The sequence below is a fragment of the Rothia mucilaginosa genome (assembly GCF_964210535.1).
Lineage (GTDB): Bacteria > Actinomycetota > Actinomycetes > Actinomycetales > Micrococcaceae > Rothia > Rothia mucilaginosa_F.
Genome location: NZ_CAXOMR010000015.1, coordinates 37,391 through 55,229, shown reverse-complemented (window position 1 = coordinate 55,229; position 17,839 = coordinate 37,391). Strand labels below are relative to the sequence as shown.

Here is a 17,839-nt window from a genome sequence, read left to right as displayed (position 1 = left end):
AGTTGTTTGCGTTCACTGTATGGTTTTTGGATAATAACCCTGGGCTTTCTTCGGGAGGCTGAGGTTTTTTATTCGGAAGATTTTCCGTGGTTATAGCAAGAGGGAAACGCCTGGTTCCATTCCGAACCCAGAAGCTAAGACTCTTTGCGCCGATGGTACTGCACTTTTGTGGGTGTGGGAGAGTAGGTCACCGCGGGTTTTTTTATTCAAGAGGGGAAGACCTTATAGGTCTTCCCCTCTTTTTGTGTACCCAAAAACTCTTTGGAGCGAAAGCCCCATAACTCAGCAGAGTACAGAGACGCAGCAGAGAAGAGGAGGAACAAGGCTGCAGGGCCAGCCCGACAGCGTGCTAGCCTACTGCAGAGGTAACGCGATGGGAAGCCCATAGATCCCGTCTGAATGACGAACTAGAGGGCACGGTGGAGAAACTCTTGGTACCTTAACAACAAGAGCAGTCCACATCTCTACCCGAACAAGTAGAGAACACGCAAAGGAGCATCACCATGGCCGATGAGAAGAGCATCTACGAGCGCTGGAGCGAAGAACGCCTCGACCCGCCCTTCCCCAAAGAATGGGGGCTGAGCGAAGAAGACGAAGCCGAGCTGCTTTGGCCTATCTGGCCCCTGCTGTTTATGGGTGAATCTGATACTGAGCAGTACGTAGAAACCATTACCGATTATGTGATGGACGTACTCGGTCTGGAATACGATGGGGAGAACGAAGACAGCAAGTTCTGGGAGAAGCGCGTAGAGGACTACGTGAAAGAGCTCATCAAGCGTCGTCGTGCATTCGCCGCAGAGCTGGGCATTACCTCCGAGAAGCAGAAGAATTCCAACCTCAACCGTGCCTTCGCAGCGCTCGAAGAAGAAGGAGTTATCGCACGACAGAACTTCACCTGCTGCGGTACCTGCGCCTCCGCAGAAATCTGGGATGAGATCGACGATAGCCGTGAATGGAAGGGATACATCTACTTCCACCAGCAGGACACCGAAAGCCTCGCTGAGAGCGGCGGTACCTACGTTGGGTTCGGCTCCTTCCTCGCCTACCCCAGGGACGAAAATGAATGGAACGCGCTGAGCGATGCGCAGAAGGAAGAGATTAGTGCTCTTCACAAGAAGCTTTCCGTGGAGCTTATGAAGGACACTATTATCCCCGTACTGGAGAAGCACGGCCTGAACGTGGAGTGGAAGGGGAACTTCGACACCCGCCCGTTCATTGGGGGAGTGGAAGTCTACAACATCCCCTAAGGATGTGAGCTGAACCGGATGGGAGCCTAGCGGCATACCTGGTGGGGGAGGAGCGCCTCCCAATGCTACAGAAGTTTACGAGGAAAATAAGCTGAGAGCGTGAGAACACACATCACAGTATCTCAGTCAGAGTATTAACTAGCCGATAAGGCACCCATTCGGTAGGCTAGACGGGTAGCGCGGTACGTCCACACTAGAGATAAGACAGAACCTATCCTCGCGACAGGAACTGCTCGACATACCTTTCAGTTGCTATACGTAGCAGGAAGCTAAAGCTCTAGAACGCCCAGCAGAGATCAGAAGGCGCCGAGCTCAGACGAGCACTGGCACTCTGAACCTCTGCCCTGACGGGTGCGTACTCCATAAGGAGTAAGCTAGCACAGTGGATGAACCGCCACCCATATTCCCAACCAAAGGAGCAGGCATGTCGACCGACGCCCGCGAAAAAGCCCGCCAGATTGCGGCCCAGCAGGCCAAGAAGAGCCCCAGCCAGGCAAGCCGCCGCTGGCTCCAGCTCGGCGTACTCGCCGTGGTCCTCGTCATCGTAGGTATCATCGGCTTCGTCGTAATCAACGGCAACAAGAACACCAAGGTAGCTGAAAGCGGCCCCGTGCCCGCCAGCGCCAACGAATACGGTGGCATTGTGCTGACCAAGGACGGAATCGTCAAAAACTCCTCTACTCAGGAGACCCGCGACTTCAAGCAGCTTGTAACCTCGACCTCCTCCGTGACCCCCATGGTCAACGGAACCGCAGCAGCCGTCAACACCCTGCCCCCGGGCGTGCAGACCGCTGAAGAGGCATCCAAGAACGGCCAGCCCGTTCGCGTGACCATCTTCCAGGACTACAACTGCGTGCACTGTGCAGAGTTTGAGAAGAAGTACGGTGAGGAAATCCAGAAGCTCGTCGAAGACGGCACCATCACCCTGGAAATCCGTAACCTGACCTTCCTGGACCGTTCCTCGCCCACCGCATACTCCGCACGTAACGCGGCAGCAGCATACTCCGTGGCAAACCAGGTCAGCACCAGCGACTTCCTGAACTACCAGCGTGAGATCTTCACTCACCAGGGTAGCGGCGACATGAACAACCAGCAGATCGCTGACATCGCCTCGAAGTACCACGCCTCCATTGGCTCCGATATGAACGAAGGCAAGTGGCGCCCCTTCGTGGACGTGGTCAACGCTGAATCCGCAAAGAACGGTATTAAGGGTACCCCCACCGTCTTCGTTGATGGTGACCAGTACACCAGCAACGACTTCAGCGCCTTCCTGAAGAGCAAGATCGAAGCTAAGAAGAAGTAACCGCTTCGATACGAAAACCCGGTAACCTCCGCGTGAGGCTACCGGGTTTTTCTGTATGTATCCGAAGCTTTGAAAAGAGCGGTGCGCGCCGGTGATAAAGAAGCGCAACGGTGAGGGGGAGGAACCGACGAAGCGCTGGAAGCGGCGCCTGGAGCCTCCTACAGAGGGGCTGATTGGAAGGGAGAAAGCGAAGGAAACGAACGCATCAAACCGGCATAATCCAGAAGCGTTCTCAAGCAAACCGCCAAAGAACAACTAAGCAGATTCAACCACGAGAATAGGGTACACTGGACAAGTTGCCTCCTTAGCTCAGTTGGCCAGAGCATCTGTCTTGTAAACAGAGGGTCACCGGTTCGAATCCGGTAGGGGGCTCAGAAAAATCCTGGTTCGCACCAGCCTCATAGCAGAGGTGCGGATCAGGATTTTATTGTAGCGAGTGTCCTCGAGTGTCTAAGGGACCCGCACCAAAACACCGTCTACCCGCCCTGAGGAACCAAGTATGTCTGAAACCTCCGGAACCCCGCAGGCCACCGCCTCGCAGGGCACCCGTACCGCGGCGCTGCGCACCGTCAAAGCACGCGAAAACAACGACTACCCCCTCGAAGAATTCATCGAATCGCGAGGATTCCGCCCCGAAATCCAGGGCCTGCGCGCCTTCGCCGTGCTCCTCGTGGTGCTCTACCACGTCTGGTTCGGCAAAGTCTCCGGCGGCGTGGACGTCTTCCTCTTCATCTCCGCCTTCCTGCTCTCGCTCTCCTTCATGCGCAAGATCAACGAAGGTAAACCCCTCAAACTCTTCAACTACTGGCTGCACGTCTTCCAGCGACTGCTACCTGTAGCCACCGTGGTTATCGCGGGCACCACCATTGCGTCCTTCTTCGTGCTCGCGCCCAGCCGCTGGTCGCAAACCGTTACCGACGCAACGAGCTCCCTGTTCTACTTCCAGAACTGGAACCTCGCGTTCAGCTCCGTAGACTACTACGCCCAAAACGCCTCCGTGAAGTCGCCCTTCCAGCACTTCTGGTCGCTCTCCATCCAGGGACAGATCTTCATCATCTGGCCCCTGCTCTTCGCCGCAGTAGCCTACGTCGTGCACCGATTCCGCGGAAACCTCTTCACCACCGCGGTATTCATCTTCAACACGGTGTTCGTCGCATCCCTGACCTTCTCCATCGTCGAAACCGACACCAACCAGGGATTCGCCTACTTCGACACCCGCACCCGCCTCTGGGAATTCGCCATCGGAACCCTGCTGGCGATGCTCACCCTCAAGTGGAAGGCGCCCGAAAAGGCGCGCGTCATCATGGGCTGGGTCGGCATTATCGGCCTGGTCACCTGTGGCGCAATCCTGCCTGTTGAACGAGCATTCCCCGGCTACCTGGCACTCTGGCCCGTGCTCTCCGGCGCGCTCGTCATCATGGCAGGCCGCACCAACAGCCGCTGGGGCATTGATCGACTGCTGGTCTCCGCACCCCTGCAGAACCTGGGCAACATCTCCTACGCCCTGTACCTGGTGCACTGGCCCATCCTCATTCTCTACAGCAGCGCCGTCGGCACCTCCCGCGTGAACGTCATCGAAGGCACCATCATCATCCTTGCCTCCATTGGCCTGGCATGGATGCTCATCCGCTTCGTGGAAAAGCCGCTGCGCTACCGCAAGGATCCCTTCGTACCCTGGCTCATGATGAAGATGCGCTTCAAGACCGTCTTCTCCGTCAAGACCTGGGCAGACCAGCTCGCCTTCATCCTCGCCATCTTCCTGGTCGCCGGCGTACCCCTGACCGCCGCACAGACCTGGATCGGCTACCGCAACGCCCAGTCCGAGCAGAACGCCGAACTGAAGGTACAGACCGTCAGCGAAAATTACCCCGGCGCCCGCGCAATCGGCGGCGCCCAGCAGGGACTCATCGACAACCCCATCCCCTCCGGTGGTGACGTCAAGGCCCAGTTCGACGGACTGAGCGACCCCTGCGCCGGTGGCTTCGCCCCCTCTGACCCGGCACTCGCCAAGTACTGCACCATGCAGAAGTACGGCCCCGAAGACGCGCCGCTGACCATGGTCATCGGTAACTCCCACGCGGAGCAGGCGCTGAGCATCTTCAAGCCCATCGCCGAGCAGACCAAGACCAACCTGCAGACCTACCTGCTCGGTGGCTGCCAGTACCCGGTCCGCGCCGTCAATGCCAGCAACGAATGCTCGGAATTCAACGCCAAGATGACCGAGGAAATCCTCAAGCGCAAGCCGCAGACCGTGGTACTCATCGCCACCGTTGCTCAGGCACGCTCGAACGATGAACGCGTTGACCCGAGCCTCGACGAGACGGTCCGCCGTCTCACCGAGGCAGGAATCCAGGTTATCGGCCTGCGCGATAACCCGCGCTTCGAGTACAACATCTACGAATGCGCTCAGAAGGCCGGTGCCGACAAGAGCTCCTGCGCACGACCCGCAAGCGACAAGTACGCCGCAGAAAACCCCGCGAAGGAAATCTTCGACAAGTACCGCGACCAGGGCGCCGTCATGGTGGACCTGAAGGACGTGTACTGCCCGGACGGCATGTGCAGCCCCGTGGTTGGAAACATCTACGTCTACATCGACGACAACCATGTCTCCAAGACCTACAGCCGCACCATGGCTCAGGAAGTGTTCCAGCGTGCTGCAGAAGGCGGCTGGCTCGTCAACGGAAAAGTGAACTTCTAAAGTTCGTCAATACAGCGGATCCCCCGAACTGTTCTACAGAAGTGTGAACAGTGCGGGGGATTCGCTATTTTCTGACCCGAAATTAGGATAGGCTAAGTTAGGAGGCTTCTGGGAAAAGCCTTAGAGAAGAAAGGACGCCATGAAAGAAATCACCGAACGCACCCTCAAAGTTGAGAACGTCAGCCTCGGCTACGGCGAAACCACCATCGTCAAAGACCTCTCCCTCGAATTCCCCAAGGGCAAAATCACCGCCATCATCGGCCCCAACGGCTGCGGTAAATCCACCCTGCTACGCGGTGTCTCCCGACTACTCAAGCCGCTCAACGGCGACTTCACCCTCGACGGCAAACCCACCCACGAATACTCCATGAAAGGCTTCGCCCGCATGGTCGGGCTGATGCCCCAGCATCCCATCGCCCCCGAAGGAATTACCGTAGCAGACCTGGTCTCCCGCGGCCGCTACCCCTACCAAGGCCTCTTCAAACGCAATAGCGCCGAAGATGATGAGGCGGTCGCCTGGGCGCTAGAAGCCACCGACACTATGTCCCTCGCCGAACGACAGGTCACCGAACTCTCCGGCGGCCAACGTCAGCGTGTCTGGATTGCCATGGCGCTCGCCCAAGAAACTGACATTCTACTGCTGGACGAGCCGACCACCTACCTCGACCTGGCACACCAGGTGGAGCTACTCGACCTGCTCTCGGAACTCAACGAACAGCGCGGCACCACCATGATCATGGTGCTGCACGAACTGAACCTCGCCGCCCGAGTCGCCGACTACCTCGTCGCGATGAAGGACGGCTCCATCGTTGCCCAGGGCGAAGCACACGACGTGCTCACCCGCGAGAACCTCGACACCATCTTCGGGCTGAAAGCAGAGGTCGCCGACCCGTTTAACGACGGCAGCGTGGTGGTTGTACCGCATCCTCGCTCAGCTATCGGACAGAAAAACGCCTAACTATGGTTATGCAAAATAAACGCCGCCGCGTGCGCACACATGGTGATAACGCCTATGGCATCTTCACCCTGGCTGTGAGCCGTGTGGAGCGGCTGACCCCTTCCTACGTGCGGGTCAGCCTGACCGGTCCCTCCCTGCGCTACGCCGTGAACCCGGTCGCGTTGGGTGGGCTAAATGCCGACGCACATGCGGTGGGGGAACAGGATACTACCAGGAGTGAGGGCGAGCTCGGTTCCTACCGCGGCGTGTTGGACGGCTACGTTAAGTTGCTCGTGCCGCCCGCCGTCCAACACGACGAGTATGGACGCATCACGCGCCTAAACCCTGAGCCGGTGCACATCGACCTCACCGACACATGGCGGCAGGATTGGTTCGCCTTGCCCGACACCGAACGCGGCTGGATGCGTACATACACTCTGCGCGCCTCCCGCCTGCGTGAGCCTGATGCTGCTCTGCGCAAGGTGATTGAGGCCCTGCCTACCGCACCCCTCATCCCTGCCGGGGTAAGCCTACCTGCCGCGCAAGGTATCGACTCCGCTCTGCCCGAAATTGCCCTCGACTTTGTGTGCCACACTGAGGTAAGTTCCGACGGGGTTGAACGCAGGGGCCCCGGTGCTACCTGGGCAAGCCTTGCTGAGAGGGGGGATAGAGTCTCTATCCTCGCGCCCCTGGCTGGTCAACCCCTGTGGGCCTCTTGGTCGAGTGGTGGCGCCGAGCGCATCATCCTCGCGGTGGATGAAACCGCGGTACCCGCCGCGCTCTCTATCCTTGCGGACTATGCTGCCGGGGAACAGAACCCTGCCGAAATCCAGCTCATCGCAGAAGTGCCTCACGCAACCGACAGCCTAACCACGCTCTGGGATGGTCCCTATCCGCACTTGCCTGCACTGAGTGAGTTACCGAACCTCACCGTTAACTGGTGTGCTCGCGAAGATGCGCCCCGAGGCGAAGCCCTGACTGCTGGTCTGCGTAAGGCTCTGGGTTTGGGCGGGTGGAATTCTAAAGGTGCCCCTGTAACTACTGAGCCTTCCCCAGATTGTGACGACGAAACCGAGGTTGTCTGGACCTTGGCAGATGATGAGAACCCGCAGATTTACGTGTTCATCGCCGGTGAGTCGTCGGTCGTCAAGACCCTGCGCCGTATCTGCGTGCAGGAGGCGTCCATTCCCAAAAATGATGTTTCATTCATGGGATACTGGAAGACAGGACGCACCGAAAGCTAAGCGAAGAAGCCGGTACACCGCGCGGGTGTACCGGCTTCTTCCATAGAAGGGCTAAACTCTGCAGACGCCCGGAAAGAAGAACATAATGACGACCCCGCTCCTAGACTCTAACGGCAAGCTCAACGGTGAATCAGTACGCTACGTGGCAATCGGTGACTCCTTCACCGAAGGCGTGGGCGACGTTGACCGCCGCCGCCCCAACGGACTGCGCGGCTGGGCAGACCGCGTTGCCGAAGGTATCGGCGCAGTAGACCCGCAGGCACAATACGCAAACCTCGCCATCCGCGGCCGCCTGCTCGGTCCCATCCTGGATGAACAGTTGCCCCGAGCCCTGGACCTCTGCCCCAACATTGTCACCTTCTATGGCGGCGGCAACGACATTATGCGCCCCAACGTTGATATCGACCAGCTCATGACCCGCGTGGACGAAGCCTTCGCCGCCATGCGCGCCCAGGACATCACGATCCTGACCATTACGGGCCTGGATGTGCAGGGTCAGGGCCCCTTCGCCCGCACCCGCGGCCGCACCGCAACCTACAACGAACTGCTGCGCGGCATCGCCGAAGACCACGGCGCACACATTATCGACTACTGGCGCTGGACTGACTTCCTCGACTGGCGCCTGTGGGCTGACGACCGCCTGCACATGAACGACCTGGGCCACGAGCGCTTTGCTTCCCGAGTGCTGGCGCAGCTCGGACTGCCCGGCGTGGTGACCGAATCGGTACTGCCCCCGGAGGTGCAGCTGACCGCTCGCGAGAAGATCGAGCAGGAGGCACGCTGGGTTCGTGAGTTCGCCCTGCCGTGGATTGGTCGCCGCCTGAAGGGTACGAGCTCCGGTGACGGCGTGACCCCCAAGTACCCGGAGTGGGTGCCCGCGGCAAGCCTGAATAATTAGGCTGAAGAACTAGGACCGCGGTGGCTCACGATACGGCGTAGAACTCTACGCCGGGGGAGCGCCCTGCGCTGTATCTGTACCGTATTTGCGCTCGCATCTACGCCGTAACTGGAACGGTGAATCCGCCGTTACCCGTACCGTTGCGACCCCTTAAACTGCCCTTTAAAACCGGGGCGGAAGCGTTAAAACGAGAGTTAAAAGCTCTTTAAACGCGTGTTTAAACCTGTTTAACAGCCCTGTGCACACCGTCAGAAGCGGTGGCGCGGGGCTGTTTACGGCTTAAATCCGGCTTAAGCTGTTAATCTCACAACATGAATTTCACCGGTGTAATTTATCCCCGGTCACATCGAGAACGCCCGTTCTTAAAATTGCGGATTAACGCCTGACTAGGGGCGTTAAAGATTCCCTTAAAAACATCTGGACTTGCAAAAACACCCATTTTTGGTAGAATGGGTAGGTATGTTTGCCGCCCGGCGGCAGGCGTGCATCCGCGAATCGAGCGCTTTGCTTAAACGAGGTGCAATCGGCTCAGAACACCGAGATTCCGCGGATTTTTAAGGCAAAATCCGGCGTGCAGGCTTGCACGAACCCCCGTATTTACCTAGAATTTAACGCTGTTCGTAGTGGTGGAAACGCCTCTCGACACTAATAAGCTTCACCGTTTTTCCCGCGGCGGGGATCGATGCGTGGCCTCTCACCCACGTGACGATCTCAAACACTCTAGCCCGGCGAATAACCCGGTGCTTCTACATTGGTGGCGGGACGCTCACGAGTAACATCGACTGCGTACCGTCATAAAAGTCAATCAATAAAGGAGTGAAACATGGCAGCAGTCTGCCAGGTGACCGGAGCTGTTCCCGGCTTTGGACACAGCATTTCGCACTCGCATCGCCGCAACAAGCGTCGATTCGACCCGAACGTTCAGAAGAAGACCTACTGGGTTCCTTCGCTGCGTCGTAAGGTAACCCTGAACGTGTCCGCTAAGGGCATCAAGGTTATCGATGCTCGTGGCATCGATGCCGTTGTTGCAGAAATCATCGCACGCGGGGAGAAGATCTAGTAAATGGCATCCAAGGCTAAGGACCTCCGTCCTATCATCAAGCTCAAGTCCACTGCTGGCACCGGTTACACCTACGTGACCCGTAAGAACCGCCGCAACAACCCCGACCGTATGGTGCTGAAGAAGTACGACCCCGTCGTTCGCAAGCACGTTGACTTCCGAGAGGAGCGCTAAGAATGGCTAAGAAGTCCAAGATCGCTCGCAACGAGCAGCGCAAGGTCATCGTCGCTCGCTACAACGAGAAGCGTATCGCGCTGAAGAAGACTCTGATCGACGAGAACGCTACCCCCGAGGAGCGCGAAGCAGCGCGCGTGGCACTGCAGAAGCTGCCCCGCAACGCTTCCCCCGTTCGCGTGCGTAACCGCGACCAGATCGACGGCCGCCCCCGCGGTACCTTCCAGAAGTTCGGTATCTCCCGCGTGCGCTTCCGCGAGATGGCACACCGCGGCGAGCTGCCCGGTATCACCAAGTCCAGCTGGTAAATCTGGTATTTTAGTTCCTAAACGGTTTTCCGTCGTCACCGACGGTCACTCGCTTTAGACTCAAACCTTAAGTCTCTGGAAGGGGCACCCTAATGGCTAAGAACCGTACCGAACTCGTTGCAGAGGTTGCAGAGAAGTCTGGCAAGAGCCAGGCAACTGTAAACGCAGTCCTCGACGCAGTGTTCCAGGTTTTCGAGTCTTCCGTCTCCAAGGGCGAGAAGATCACCATCCCCGGTTGGATGGCAATCGAGCGCACCGACCGTGCAGCTCGTACCGGCCGTAACCCGCAGACCGGCGAAACCATCCAGATTCCCGCCGGTCACGGCGTGAAGCTGACCGCAGGCTCCAAGCTGAAGGCAGCAGTCGCTAAGAAGAAGTAATTCTTGAGACTTTGAATCTGCTAAAGACCCCCACCAATATGGTGGGGGTCTTTTAGTATGCCCAGATGCTCTCTCTTGGCGCTGGGGGGCACAGGTTGCTGGGAGGCGGTGGTACAGGCGAGGTGGTGCGGCTGGCGAAGTGGTGCAGCTAGCGGATTGGGAGGGCACGTGCGGCGGGGAGCGTGCGCAAGGCAGAGGGCGTGCACAAGGTGGGTCTTCAAGACCCTAACCCTTAACTCGAGCATAAGACACAGAAAGTAGCTCGGTTTCACAGGGGAAGCTCTGATGGGCTACAGAAAAAATAAAGAAAATTTATACATTTGAGCAGAAAGCTATGCATGAGCTGAGCGAGAAATCGCGATTATCAAACCCCGCTGGGAAAAATACTTATACATTGCCGATCGGACACAGCTTAAACACAGCAAACTAAAGCTCAATCTTAGACTCACACCCTAAGCTGGAATCACCGGCGAAGGAAAAGCCACACACCATACACGGCGACCCCACCCAACCGGAAAATCAACCATACAAACCCCGGACGATTGACCCTCCGGGATGCACAAGGAGAACCACCTCATGGCACGCCCCGCACTGCATACTTCCGCACAGACCCCCAACCGTCGCTTCCGCACCGGCGCGGCAGCCCTGTCCCTCGCAGCAATCGCCGCGCTCGGCCTGAGCGCCTGCGGTGCACAGAACACCTCCAACCCGGCACCCACCGCCACCGCGACCGCTAAGGCATCCTCCACCGCCGACGCAGCAGTTAACGCGGGCAACGGCAAGGTCACCGTCAAGGCAAGCGACGCAGCCTCCCCGAGCGCCACCGCAAGCAGCTCCCAGGGCACCGTCACCGTCACCGAAGGCGGCGTGACCGTCAGTGGCGCTGATGGTACCGGGGTCACCGCAGACGCCAACGGTAATGTGACCGTCAACGGCGCGAACGGTACCGGCGTCACCGCAGACGCTAGCGGCAACGCAACTGTGAACGGCGGCTCTGCAGCGAACAACTCCGCATCCGGCAACTCCGGATCCTCCGCAAAGGTCGACGAGAAGGCCGGTGAGACCACCGCTAAGAGCGGCTCCAACGGTGCCGGTAACGGCACCGTGACCGTCGACAGCGGAACCGTCAGCGCAGCCAACGGCTACACCCTCATCGAAATCAAGACCGACGGCGGCTGGTCCTACCACGCCCCCAACGGCGACATCATCGAGGTACGAGCTGACGGCTCCTGGGAGCGCGTTGGCGATGGAGGCGTCGTTGAGGTTGATGCTGACGGCTCCTGGGAGCAGACCGGCGAGAACGGCGTGATCGAGGTAGAAGCCAACGGCACCTGGGAACAGACCGGCGGCAAAGGCGCGGTTAAGGTACCCAGCGTCCCCCTCAAGCCTGCCGGTGCTACCGTGGACCCGGTCAAGCCCGTCACTCCCCGCCGCTAAGAAGCTGACTGACGAACCGGGTGAAAACGTGGGCTATGCCACCCGCTAGAATGCGGATAAACACCCATGCACCCGGATAAACAGACCCAAACTCGATAGAATTAACGCGGTTGGTTAAACCGATAATCGTTATGGGACCCCACAAGGATCCTGCGCACGACGCGAATACGTCGCCAACTAGCCGCACCATACTAACAACCACAAGGAGAAACAATGGCATTCGCCCCCGCAATGAAGAAGACCACCGCGGTTCTGTCCATCGCTTTCGCAGGCGCACTGGGCCTGAGCGCATGTGGCTCCCAGTCCTCTTCCACCACCACCGCGACTGCATCCGCATCTGCTTCTGCGACTGCTTCCGCAAGCGCATCGGCTAAGGCATCCTCTGCAGCTGCAACCACCTCGGCTGCTTCCGCTTCCGCTACTGCAGACGTGAAGGTTGACAAGGACGGCAACGTCACCGTCAAGGCTAACGACGGCGAGGGCAACTCCGCAGACGTCAAGGTCGGCGCAGATGGTAAGGCATCCGTCAACGCTAAGGACTCCGAGGGTAACTCCTCCAAGGTAGAGTCCGACGAGAAGGGCACCAAGGCTGAGTCCAAGGACTCCGAGGGTAACTCCTCCTCCGCCGTTGAGGGCGACGTCGTTGTCTCTGAGGACGGCGGCTGGACCATTCAGGGTGACGAAGGTCAGGTAGCTGTACAGGCTGACGGCTCCTGGAGCCGCCAGGACGCAAACGGCCAGGTCGCAGTCAAGGCTGATGGCTCCTGGAGCATCCAGGCTAACAGCGGCCTGCAGGCAACCGTGGACGCTTCCGGTGAAGTAACCTCCATCGTTGGCGGCGAGAAGGCAGACCTGAAGGCTCCGAAGGTTCCTGCAAAGCCCGCACAGGCTAAGGTCAACCCCGTCAAGCCCGCACAGCCCAAGTAAGCTGTAAAGAGCTAACAGCGGCTTGTGACGCTACCAGAGCGTAACAGCCCCTGACCTAGAAGACGCCCCGTGCGCATCCGACAGTGATGCGTGCGGGGCGTTTTGCGTCTTCAAGTTGCGCTGAACTCCTAGGGAAAATAGGAAGCTTCGCATAACTGTTGTTAGGATTAGGGAGACGCTCAGAATCTAGCTCTCACTCAACTCTCACTCAACAAACAACCACACTATAGGTCTCCCCGGCATAGCACGGGGATCTACCAGAAAAGAGAACACAGTGAAGAAGTCTATGGCTGTTCTGTCCCTGAGCCTCGCCGCAACCTTCGGTCTTGCCGCGTGCAGCTCCAACGCCAAGGCACCCGCCGAAAGCCAGAGTGCATCCGCGAGCGTGTCCGCTTCGGCAAGCGTTTCTGCCTCCTCCAGCGCGTCCGCAGCTGCAACCACCTCGGCAGCTACCTCAGCATCCACTTCGGCAAGCGCATCTGCTTCTGCAAACGCAAATAGCTCGAGCTCCTCCGCTAAGGCGTCCGGAAGCCAGAAGGGTGGCTTGTCGGGTGCTTCCTCCATGCCCACGGACGCCACCGATAGTAGCTACGGCCCGAAGGTCTACGAGCATTACAAGGAGACCGTCGAAGAAGCTAAGAAAGATCACTCCACCAAGAGGACTACGAACGCTGAAGGTAACGTGTATGCTGACCCTGACGGAAGCATCGCTGTTGTCGAAGCTAAGAACGGTAGCTACATCAGCATTGAGAACGACGGCGGCTGGGTACGTGTGACCCCTGAAGGTGAGGTTATCGCCGTGACTGGGAAGGGCGGCTGGGCCGCTGTCAAGCCTAACGGTGAAATCATTAACGTTGATGAGAATGGCGCGGCTTCCATTATGAACGTTAAGACCTCGGAGGTTTCGGACGATTACCAGTCCCTGGAAGTGCCCAAGACCCCGGCTCCGGTGGGAGATTTCCCCGCCCCGAAGAGCCCCGTTAAGCCGACCAGCATGGCTGCGAACTAAACGTATCCACCACTTAGCTGGCGACTAGCTAGACCCGCACGCCCCGTGCGCATCCGATAGCGATGCGTGCGGGGCGTTTCTGTGCGCTTGCAGAGTACCGCCAGAATGAGGTGCTAGGCTGGACGCGGGAAATAACGCCCGCTCAACAAGTCCCACCCATAACGGACACCCCGGACGCCCAGCGCAGTTCGGGACCTACCAGAAAAGAGAACACAGTGAAGAAGTCTATCGCTGTTCTGTCCCTGAGCCTCGCTGCAACGCTCGGCCTTGCCGCGTGCAGCCCCACCAACATCAAGGCACCCACCGAAAGCCAGAGCAACTCCGCCAGCGCAACCGCGTCGGCAACTGCCTCTGCAAGTGCGTCGGCTACCGCTTCCGCGAGCGCATCCTCCGAGTCCAAGGCAAGCGCATCCTCCGACAGCTCTTCAGATACCAAGGGCACCGATAGCAGCTCCAGCGACAACACCGCAGTCAGAATCGGTAAGCAACGATACAACGTTTTCAAGAAGGGTGCTGAACAGGCCAAGAAGGACCCCAACGCTAAGAAGAGCACCAACGCTGACGGCACCGTGTACACCAACACGAAGGAAGGCGCATCCATCGTCGAAGCTAAGAACGGCGACTACATCCTGATTAGGGATGACGGCGGCTGGATCCGCGTTAGCCCCGACGGATCGCTCAGCAGCGTCAGCGAATCCGGCGACTGGAGCGTCATCAAGACCAACGGCGACACCATCGCTGTTGACGAGAACGGTGAAGCCACCATCACGAACGTTGTCACCGGTGAATACTCCCAGGACTACAAGTCGCTGGAACTGCCCAAGCCCCCGGCACCCGTGGACGGCTACAGCACCGCCCCGAAGGAAGGCGTGAAGCCGACCAGCGCCAAGACCCACGAGTAGGCAGACCCGTACAGGGGTAGCTACTTGGTGACCGCCCCGAGAAATTGAACGCCCCGTGCGCATCCGAGTGTGATGCGTGCGGGGCGTTTTGCGTCTTCAAGCTACGCTGAGAAGAGCCGTGAAAGTAGCGGGGGAGGGGCCACCCGCAACATCTCAGGGAGCTTTCAGGTCGCGGTGCTAGCATGATGGCGTACGCCGGGTAGCCCGTGTACAGGTCAACCACACCACGCACTGCGCCGTTGCAGAGCGGCGCATACAGAAAGAGAAACTACAGTGAAGAAGTCTATTGCTGTTCTGTCCCTGACCATTGCCGGTGCCCTCGGCCTCGCAGCCTGCGGCGGTAACTCCGGCACCAACTCCAACTCCTCCGCATCGGCAAGCGCGTCCGCTTCTGCAACCGCCTCCGCAACTGCCTCGGCACCCGCAAGCACCTCCGCAGCAGCAACCAGCGCAAGCACCACCTCCGCAGCAGCTGAAACCACTAAGGCAGAAACCAAGACCACCCAGGGCACCATCAGCGCACCTAGCGGCCTGCCCAGCGAAGCAACCGAAGCACTCAAGAAGGGTCAGGAAGCCGCCCAGCAGGGAGCCTCCGCAGGCTACACCGGCAGCAAGAAAGCACTGGAGCAGCTCAAGGAGCAGTCCGGTGTGAAGAAGGTGCAGACCAGCGACGGCACCGTCTACTACACCGATGAATTTGCCGCATTCGAAGCCAAGGACGGCGCTATCGTTAGCATCCAGAACACCGGTGTGTGGACCAGCATCGACTCCAACGGTACAACCATCGTCGTGAAAGAGGACGGCTCCTGGATTAAGACCAACCCCAAGGACAACCTCTACACCGTCGTCAATGCAGACGGCACCGCATCCGTGCTGAACACTAAGACCTTCGAGAAGGCGACCGACGTCTCCACCATTGAGACCCCGAAGGCACCCGGCCGTATCGACGGTTTCAGCGGCACCGCTAAGACCCCGGTCAAGCCCACCAAGATTGGTGACCTCTCCGAGGTCGCAGGCGCTAAGTAAAGACTAGCTCCTGCCCCCGGGCAGAACAGCCAGAACAGCCCGCCAGAATAGGGCTTACCAAGTGCCCCGTGCGCATCCGATAGTGATGCGTGCGGGGCGCTTCTGTGCACCCACACACCACCCGCAATATGACTTAATATGACAGGTCGTTAAGCCCCCAAGTCACAAAGCTCAACTCCCAGCGAACCACCCCCACCACGCTGGCATAATGGGGACAGCAAACCAACGCGCCCACACGCGGCGCACCCAACAGGAGAGAGAACCCATGAGCGAGAACACCACCCGCAACGTACGCGTGCGCGCCAGCGAACTCGAAGGCCGAGCCTGGCTCAACACCGGCGACAAAAACCTGACCCTGCAGGACCTGCGCGGCAAAATCGTTATTCTCGACTTCTGGACCCTCTGCTGCATCAACTGCCTGCACGTCCTCGACGAACTACGCCCCCTCGAAGAAGAATTCTCCGACGTACTCGTCACCGTCGGCGTGCACAGCCCCAAATTTGAGCACGAAGCAGACCCCGTAGCGCTCGCCGCAGCCGTCGACCGCTACCACATCACCCACCCCGTACTCGACGACCCCGAACTGACCACCTGGCAGGCATACACCGCCCGCGCATGGCCCACCCTCGTCGTCGTCGACCCCGAAGGCTACATCGTCGCGCATCTCTCCGGCGAAGGCCACGTGCAGGGCCTCACCTCCCTCGTACGTGAACTCGTCGCAGAACACGAGGCGAAGGGCACCCTACACCGCGGCGACGGCCCCTACGTGCCCCGCCCCAAGGCAGTCGGCACCTATGCCTTCCCCGGCAAGGCCATCGAACTGCCCGCCGAATTCGGCCCCGCAAACCTCTTCGGCAACCGCGAGCGCACCTACCTCGTCGCAGACACCGCACGCCACCGCATCCTGCAGGTAGCAGCCGACCTCAACACCGTCATCAACACCTACGGCGGCGGCGACGACCCCGTAAACCACCCCGTCAAGGGCCATGTCGACGGCACCGGCACCGAAGCGCGCTTCAACGAGCCCGCCGGCCTCGCCCTCGTACCCGAAAACCTGCGCGAACAGCTCGGCTACGACGTGCTGGTCGCCGACACCGTCAACCACCGCCTGCGCTCCATCAACCTGCGCACCGGCGAAGTGCGCACCCTCGCGGGCAACGGTGTGCAGCGCGTCATCGACGGCGATAACGCCATCACCGGCGACCCCAACCACATCCCCGCCGACGTACCCGCCACCGAAATCGCGCTCTCCTCACCCTGGGACGCCGTCTACTCCCGCGAAGCCGGCCAGTTCATCATCGCCATGGCGGGCACCCACCAGCTCTTCGGCTACGAACCCGTCACCGGCGCCGTCAGCATCTTCGCAGGCTCCGGCGTCGAAGGCCTCGCCGACGGCCCCGCCGCCGACGCCTGGTTCGCACAGCCCTCCGGCATCATCGAAGCCCGCGACGGCAGCCTCTGGGTCGCCTGCTCCGAAACCAGCGGCCTGCGCCACGTCACCTTCACCGAGGACGGCGTACAGGTCACCTCTGCCGTCGGCAAGGGCCTGTTCGACTTCGGCTTCGTCGACGGCGACTCCGACACCGCCCGCATGCAGCACCCCCTCGGCCTGACCGAACTGCCCGATGGCTCCGTCGCCGTCGCCGACACCTACAACGGCGCCATCCGCCGCTGGGACCCCGCAACCGGCACCCTCGGTACCCTCGAACGCGGCCTCGACGAGCCCTCCGACCTGCTCGTCGAAGAAGTACCCGGCGAAGAACCGCGCCTCATCATCGTCGAAACCAACGCCCACCAGCTCGTACGCGCCTCCATCCCCGCCAAGGCACAGCACGTCGACGAAGGCGCCATCACCACCGCACGCCCCTCCACCAAGCTCACCGGCGGCACCCTCGAATTCACCTCACGATTCACCGTGCCCACCGGCCAGAAGCTCGACACCCGCTGGGGCGACCCCACCCAGCTGAAGATCTCATCCACCCCCGAGAACTTCATCCTGGAAGGCGCCGGCACCTCCACCGGACTGACCCGCACCCTCGTGCTCAACCCCGAAATCACCGAGGCAGTCCTGCACATCACCGCCCGCGCCGCCGCCTGCGACGGCACCCCCGACGGTGACATCCCCGAGCACGCAGCATGCCACCTCTACCAGCAGGACTGGGGTATTCCCGTCATCGTGACCGGTGACGAGGTAGACGAAAGTGAACTCGTCCTGGACCTGCGCGGTATCAACTAGGAACCTATAAAAGAATCAAGGGTCAGTATTATCCTCTCCTCTGTTAGGAGCGA

At 59.7% G+C, this 17,839-nt stretch carries 16 protein-coding genes, 1 tRNA gene and 1 rRNA gene; all 18 read left to right on the top strand.

The genetic code is table 11. The features are described from left to right. Nucleotides 1-82: 82 nt before the first annotated feature. Nucleotides 83-199: ribosomal RNA gene (gene rrf / locus AB8C10_RS06235) — 5S ribosomal RNA — on the top strand. Nucleotides 200-503: 304 nt separating this feature from the next. Further along, nucleotides 504-1,247, top strand: coding sequence for a DUF6891 domain-containing protein (locus tag AB8C10_RS06230; RefSeq protein ID WP_368867194.1), 744 nt, complete (start codon nucleotides 504-506; stop codon nucleotides 1,245-1,247). Between the two features lie 424 nt (nucleotides 1,248-1,671). Then, nucleotides 1,672-2,550, top strand: coding sequence for a DsbA family protein (locus AB8C10_RS06225; protein WP_368867193.1), 879 nt, complete (start codon nucleotides 1,672-1,674; stop codon nucleotides 2,548-2,550). 298 nt (nucleotides 2,551-2,848) lie between these two features. Then, nucleotides 2,849-2,922, top strand: a tRNA-Thr gene (locus tag AB8C10_RS06220). 127 nt (nucleotides 2,923-3,049) lie between these two features. Next, nucleotides 3,050-5,248 carry an acyltransferase family protein gene (locus tag AB8C10_RS06215; protein WP_368867192.1) on the top strand — a complete coding sequence of 733 codons (2,199 nt, stop codon included), beginning with the start codon at nucleotides 3,050-3,052 and terminating at the stop codon, nucleotides 5,246-5,248. 139 nt (nucleotides 5,249-5,387) lie between these two features. Further along, nucleotides 5,388-6,206, top strand: a complete 819-nt coding sequence (locus AB8C10_RS06210; RefSeq protein WP_368867191.1) for an ABC transporter ATP-binding protein — start codon at nucleotides 5,388-5,390, stop codon at nucleotides 6,204-6,206. Between the two features lie 29 nt (nucleotides 6,207-6,235). Continuing rightward, the gene (locus tag AB8C10_RS06205) at nucleotides 6,236-7,429 is read left to right on the top strand and encodes a siderophore-interacting protein (RefSeq protein ID WP_368867190.1); all 1,194 of its coding nucleotides are present in this window, start codon (nucleotides 6,236-6,238) and stop codon (nucleotides 7,427-7,429) included. A gap of 85 nt (nucleotides 7,430-7,514) precedes the next feature. Continuing rightward, nucleotides 7,515-8,327: an SGNH/GDSL hydrolase family protein gene (locus AB8C10_RS06200; protein ID WP_368867189.1), complete on the top strand. Its 813-nt coding sequence runs from the start codon at nucleotides 7,515-7,517 to the stop codon at nucleotides 8,325-8,327. Nucleotides 8,328-9,150: 823 nt separating this feature from the next. Further along, entirely contained in the window at nucleotides 9,151-9,387 is a 237-nt protein-coding gene (gene rpmB / locus AB8C10_RS06195) for a 50S ribosomal protein L28 (RefSeq protein ID WP_004005966.1), read from the top strand. A 3-nt stretch (nucleotides 9,388-9,390) separates the two neighbouring features. Next, nucleotides 9,391-9,561 carry a 50S ribosomal protein L33 gene (gene rpmG / locus AB8C10_RS06190; protein WP_004005967.1) on the top strand — a complete coding sequence of 57 codons (171 nt, stop codon included), beginning with the start codon at nucleotides 9,391-9,393 and terminating at the stop codon, nucleotides 9,559-9,561. A 2-nt stretch (nucleotides 9,562-9,563) separates the two neighbouring features. Next, a complete protein-coding gene (gene rpsN, locus AB8C10_RS06185) occupies nucleotides 9,564-9,869 on the top strand; it encodes a 30S ribosomal protein S14 (protein ID WP_005506731.1) in 306 nt (101 codons plus the stop codon). Nucleotides 9,870-9,961: 92 nt separating this feature from the next. Next, nucleotides 9,962-10,249, top strand: coding sequence for an HU family DNA-binding protein (locus tag AB8C10_RS06180; RefSeq protein WP_005506733.1), 288 nt, complete (start codon nucleotides 9,962-9,964; stop codon nucleotides 10,247-10,249). A gap of 576 nt (nucleotides 10,250-10,825) precedes the next feature. Beyond that, nucleotides 10,826-11,686 (top strand): hypothetical protein, encoded by an 861-nt coding sequence (locus AB8C10_RS06175; RefSeq protein ID WP_368867188.1) that lies wholly within the window; start codon nucleotides 10,826-10,828, stop codon nucleotides 11,684-11,686. A gap of 213 nt (nucleotides 11,687-11,899) precedes the next feature. After that, nucleotides 11,900-12,613, top strand: a complete 714-nt coding sequence (locus tag AB8C10_RS06170) for a hypothetical protein (RefSeq protein ID WP_368867187.1) — start codon at nucleotides 11,900-11,902, stop codon at nucleotides 12,611-12,613. A 274-nt stretch (nucleotides 12,614-12,887) separates the two neighbouring features. Next, nucleotides 12,888-13,622, top strand: a complete 735-nt coding sequence (locus AB8C10_RS06165) for a transcriptional regulator (RefSeq protein WP_368867186.1) — start codon at nucleotides 12,888-12,890, stop codon at nucleotides 13,620-13,622. A 215-nt stretch (nucleotides 13,623-13,837) separates the two neighbouring features. After that, nucleotides 13,838-14,524 (top strand): transcriptional regulator, encoded by a 687-nt coding sequence (locus AB8C10_RS06160; protein WP_368867185.1) that lies wholly within the window; start codon nucleotides 13,838-13,840, stop codon nucleotides 14,522-14,524. 273 nt (nucleotides 14,525-14,797) lie between these two features. Further along, a complete protein-coding gene (locus tag AB8C10_RS06155; protein WP_368867184.1) occupies nucleotides 14,798-15,550 on the top strand; it encodes a preprotein translocase subunit SecD in 753 nt (250 codons plus the stop codon). A gap of 265 nt (nucleotides 15,551-15,815) precedes the next feature. Next, nucleotides 15,816-17,786 carry an NHL domain-containing thioredoxin family protein gene (locus tag AB8C10_RS06150; RefSeq protein WP_368867183.1) on the top strand — a complete coding sequence of 657 codons (1,971 nt, stop codon included), beginning with the start codon at nucleotides 15,816-15,818 and terminating at the stop codon, nucleotides 17,784-17,786. Nucleotides 17,787-17,839 lie beyond the last annotated feature (53 nt).

What these genes read in the sequence shown, in the direction of transcription:
- AB8C10_RS06230 (WP_368867194.1), top strand. Translation starts at nt 504, where the DNA reads ATGGCCGATGAGAAGAGCATCTACGAGCGCTGGAGCGAAGAACGCCTC.
- AB8C10_RS06225 (WP_368867193.1), top strand. Translation starts at nt 1,672, where the DNA reads ATGTCGACCGACGCCCGCGAAAAAGCCCGCCAGATTGCGGCCCAGCAG.
- AB8C10_RS06215 (WP_368867192.1), top strand. Translation starts at nt 3,050, where the DNA reads ATGTCTGAAACCTCCGGAACCCCGCAGGCCACCGCCTCGCAGGGCACC.
- AB8C10_RS06210 (WP_368867191.1), top strand. Translation starts at nt 5,388, where the DNA reads ATGAAAGAAATCACCGAACGCACCCTCAAAGTTGAGAACGTCAGCCTC.
- AB8C10_RS06200 (WP_368867189.1), top strand. Translation starts at nt 7,515, where the DNA reads ATGACGACCCCGCTCCTAGACTCTAACGGCAAGCTCAACGGTGAATCA.
- rpmB (WP_004005966.1), top strand. Translation starts at nt 9,151, where the DNA reads ATGGCAGCAGTCTGCCAGGTGACCGGAGCTGTTCCCGGCTTTGGACAC.
- rpmG (WP_004005967.1), top strand. Translation starts at nt 9,391, where the DNA reads ATGGCATCCAAGGCTAAGGACCTCCGTCCTATCATCAAGCTCAAGTCC.
- rpsN (WP_005506731.1), top strand. Translation starts at nt 9,564, where the DNA reads ATGGCTAAGAAGTCCAAGATCGCTCGCAACGAGCAGCGCAAGGTCATC.
- AB8C10_RS06180 (WP_005506733.1), top strand. Translation starts at nt 9,962, where the DNA reads ATGGCTAAGAACCGTACCGAACTCGTTGCAGAGGTTGCAGAGAAGTCT.
- AB8C10_RS06175 (WP_368867188.1), top strand. Translation starts at nt 10,826, where the DNA reads ATGGCACGCCCCGCACTGCATACTTCCGCACAGACCCCCAACCGTCGC.
- AB8C10_RS06170 (WP_368867187.1), top strand. Translation starts at nt 11,900, where the DNA reads ATGGCATTCGCCCCCGCAATGAAGAAGACCACCGCGGTTCTGTCCATC.
- AB8C10_RS06150 (WP_368867183.1), top strand. Translation starts at nt 15,816, where the DNA reads ATGAGCGAGAACACCACCCGCAACGTACGCGTGCGCGCCAGCGAACTC.